The following is a 3,156-nucleotide window of genomic DNA, read 5'->3' on the forward strand; positions in this document are numbered from 1 at the left end:
TCAAGGCCAACCAGCCCACCGCCTACGCCCAGCTCGCCGCCCTGCCCTGGACCTCGATCAAGGTCCAGCACACCGCCTCCGCCACCGCCCACGGCCGCCGCGAGTCCCGCTCGATCAAAACCTGCACTATCGCCGACAACCTCGGCGGCATCGCTTTCCCCCACGCCCACCTCGCCATCCGGGTCCACCGCCGCCGCAAGCCCACCGGCCGGCCCGAAACCCGCGAGAACGTCTACGCGGTCACCAGCCTCGCCGCCCATCAAACCCGCCCCATCGACCTCGCCACCGCCATCCGGGGGCACTGGGGAATCGAAAACTCCTCCCACTACATCCGAGATGTCACGTTCGCCGAGGACGCCTCGACCATTCACACCGGCACCGCACCCCGCGCCATGGCCACCATCCGCAACCTCGCCATCGGCACCCTGAAGATCCTCGGAGCCGACAACATCGCCAAGACCACCCGCGCCATCCGCCACGAACCCGAACGAGCACTCGCCATCCTGGGCATCACCAACAACCCAGACACTCACGGAACTTGATCAAGCCCTGTTCCAACTCGGCCTGCTCGGTCGCCTTCTTCGGCCGCACCGCCGAGGTCCGCCGGTCGACCAGGGCATCCAGCGCGCCGGCCTCGCGTGCCTGGCGCCACTCGATGACGTGCGAGTGGTACAGCCGCTCACGCCGCAGGATCGCGCCCTTCTCCCCGGCCGGGGCGGCGTCGTACTCGGCAACGATCCGCAGCTTGTACTCCGCGGAAAACGTCCGCCGCTTCGGCTTCGGCGCCGGATCGTCACCGGCGGGTATCGGGGTGGTTCTGGCCATGCTGAAGGGATCTCCTGTCTCGCCCATCCAGACTAACCCGATAAACCGGGTGTCTCAGCCGAGGCTGTCAGAGAGGGGGGCCGCGCCCTGGATGCGTAGTAGCCTTCACACGATGCCCACCATGACGCCCGCACCTGGCGCGACCGCCGTACGACAGGCTGTCGCCCGGGACGCCAAGTGGCTCACGCGGCTCGTGCGGGGCTCGCGGGCCTACAGGGATCCGTACGCGGCGATGGTCGCCGGGTATCGCGTCGGTCCTGACTACATCGAGGCCCACCGGGTCTTCGTGGCCGTCGACACCGGTGATCCCGCGGGCCGGGTGGTCGGTTTCTACTCGCTGATCCTCGCGCCGCCCGAGTTGGACCTGCTCTTCGTCGCGGACGGATCCCAGGGTCGGGGCATCGGGCGGCTGCTCGTCGGGCACATGAAGGCCGAGGCGCGGGCGGTGGGACTGGACCGCGTGCGTGTGGTGTCGCACCCTCCGGCCGAGGGGTTCTACCTCAGCGTGGGCGCACGGCTCACCGGGACCGTTTCAGCGAACCCGCCCGCGGTGGCGTGGGAACGCCCCGAGCTGGAGTTTCTGATCGAGGACCCGGCCTGCTTCGAGCGGCGCGCCCGACGAGAGACCCCTGTTACCGCAGGCCGTCCAGGAACTCGATGACTCGCCTGGTCAGCAGGTCCGCCGCAGCCCGGTCGTGGGACGGCAGCGAGGAGTCCGCGAACAGGTGCTGCTTTCCGGGGTAGAGGAACAGCTCGGCATGGTCGACGCCGGCGGTCAGGTCCCTGGCGGCGTCGAGGTCTCCCTCGTCGGCGAAGAACGGGTCACCGTCCATCCCGTGCACCTGTACCGGGACACCGGCCGGCCATGCCTCACCGAACTCTGACACCGGCAAGCAGGCGCTGACGAGCAGAGCACCCTTGGCGCCGGCGCGCGTCTGGGCCAGCCGCTGGGCCGGCATGACGCCGAGGGAGAAGCCCGCGTAGACCACCTCGTCACCGAGCGGCTCAGCAGCGGCGATCCCCCGCTCCAGCACGGTGCCGAACCCTGTCCGGCTCGCGTAGCCGATGCCCTGCTCCAGGGTCTCGAACGTGCGCCCTTCGTAGAGGTCCGGCACGTGGACGGTATGGCCCGCCCGGCGGAGTTCGGCCGCGAAAGCCTCGACTCCGGGTGTCAGCCCCTGAGCGTGGTGGAACAGTACAACCTCGGCCATGGCCTGCCCGCTTCCGGCTCATCGAACGATCCATATTTCTCGAACAATCGGCGATGTTAGTCTCATGCCATCATGTCGAGCAACACCCCCGACTACGACCTCGACGAGACGATCGAGCTCACCACCGCCGAGCAGGTGCGGGCCATCAGCGACCCCCTGCGCACCACCATTCTCGGGCTGCTGCACGAACGCGCCGCGACTGTCACCGAGCTCGCCGCCGCGGTCAAGCGGCCGAAGAGCACCGTCGCGCATCATGTCGCGGTCCTGACGAAGGCAGGTTTGCTGCGCGTGGTGCGGACACGCAGGGTCCGGGCGATCGATGAGCGCTACTACGGCCGCACCGCACGGATGTTCTTCGTCGGCCTCGGTCGGCAGGCGGCCGGCGGAGCCCTGCCGCCCGACTTCAACGACTTCGAGGTGGCGGCGAGGGAATCGGCGGCCGCGTACGAACTCGGGCGGCTGCGTCAGTTCATCCGGCGGGCCCGGATCTCCGAAGAGCAGGCGGCCGAGTTCTGGGAGCGCATCGAGCAGGTGATCCACGAGTTCGACAGGCTGCCGCGTACCAGTGAGACCGTCCACGGCTTCGCCGTCGGTCTGTATCCGATCCCCGACTACCCGACCCTGCCGCCCACCCCGGAACCCGGAGATCGGGACTGACGTGTCTGCTCCTCCCCGTTATGTTTTCCGCGGTCCTGCAAGAGGGCCGCTGGCCTCCGGGCCCGGCATGACTGTTGCCCCCTGTCGAAGGCATGACCTGGGGGGTGGTGTCACCGGGCCCGGGAGGTGCCGTCGGAGACGCTGATGAGAGGTCCGGCCACCGTCCGGTCCGGCGCAATGCCGGACAGCTCGCGGGCGGCAGGTCTGCATAACGTGGATGCGCGAGTACGACACCGATGCCGAGGCCGGCACCGTCAACACCCCTTGGGAGGGGCGCGATGTTCGAGACCGAAGACGTGGGCGTGTTCCTGGGCCTGGACGTCGGCAAGAGTGCTCACCACGGCCACGGACTCACCCCGGCCGGGAAGAAGGTCTTCGACAAGCAACTGCCCAACAGCGAGCCGAAGCTGCGGGCCGTCTTCGACAAGCTGACCGCGAAGTTCGGCACCGTCCTGGTGATCGT

General features: G+C 68.7%; 6 protein-coding genes. 4 read left to right on the forward strand and 2 right to left on the reverse strand.

Translation table 11 applies throughout. From position 1 onward, the window contains the following. Nucleotides 1-542, forward strand: a 542-nt coding sequence (locus B9S61_RS35005) for an ISAs1 family transposase (protein WP_107499716.1), incomplete at its 5' end; no start/stop codon positions are given. Here B9S61_RS35005 and B9S61_RS41270 read toward each other — a convergent pair. Next, nucleotides 511-825: a hypothetical protein gene (locus tag B9S61_RS41270; protein WP_181007670.1), complete on the reverse strand. Its 315-nt coding sequence runs from the start codon at nt 823-825 to the stop codon at nt 511-513. The two genes, B9S61_RS35005 and B9S61_RS41270, sit on opposite strands and share 32 nt — an antisense overlap. Nucleotides 826-937: 112 nt before the next feature. Here B9S61_RS41270 and B9S61_RS35015 point away from each other — a divergent pair, with 112 nt between their 5' ends. After that, on the forward strand, nt 938-1,486 hold the full coding sequence (locus B9S61_RS35015; RefSeq protein WP_181007671.1) for a GNAT family N-acetyltransferase: 549 nt from the start codon (nt 938-940) through the stop codon (nt 1,484-1,486). On the opposite strand, the gene B9S61_RS35020 is transcribed toward B9S61_RS35015, so the two are convergent. After that, a complete protein-coding gene (locus B9S61_RS35020; protein ID WP_103545771.1) occupies nt 1,458-2,036 on the reverse strand; it encodes a dienelactone hydrolase family protein in 579 nt (192 codons plus the stop codon). The genes B9S61_RS35015 and B9S61_RS35020 overlap by 29 nt on opposite strands. A 72-nt stretch (nt 2,037-2,108) precedes the next feature. On the opposite strand from B9S61_RS35020, the gene B9S61_RS35025 reads away from it, so the two are divergent. Both B9S61_RS35025 and B9S61_RS35030 read left to right on the forward strand, forming a co-directional pair. Continuing rightward, nucleotides 2,109-2,693, forward strand: a complete 585-nt coding sequence (locus B9S61_RS35025; RefSeq protein ID WP_103545772.1) for a transcriptional regulator — start codon at nt 2,109-2,111, stop codon at nt 2,691-2,693. A gap of 278 nt (nt 2,694-2,971) precedes the next feature. Then, the coding region (locus B9S61_RS35030) for a transposase (protein ID WP_146064863.1) at nt 2,972-3,156 on the forward strand (185 nt) is incomplete at its 3' end.

It is taken from the genome of Streptomyces sp. SM1 (assembly GCF_002910825.1).
In the GTDB taxonomy this organism is placed as follows: Bacteria; Actinomycetota; Actinomycetes; order Streptomycetales; family Streptomycetaceae; genus Streptomyces; species Streptomyces okerensis.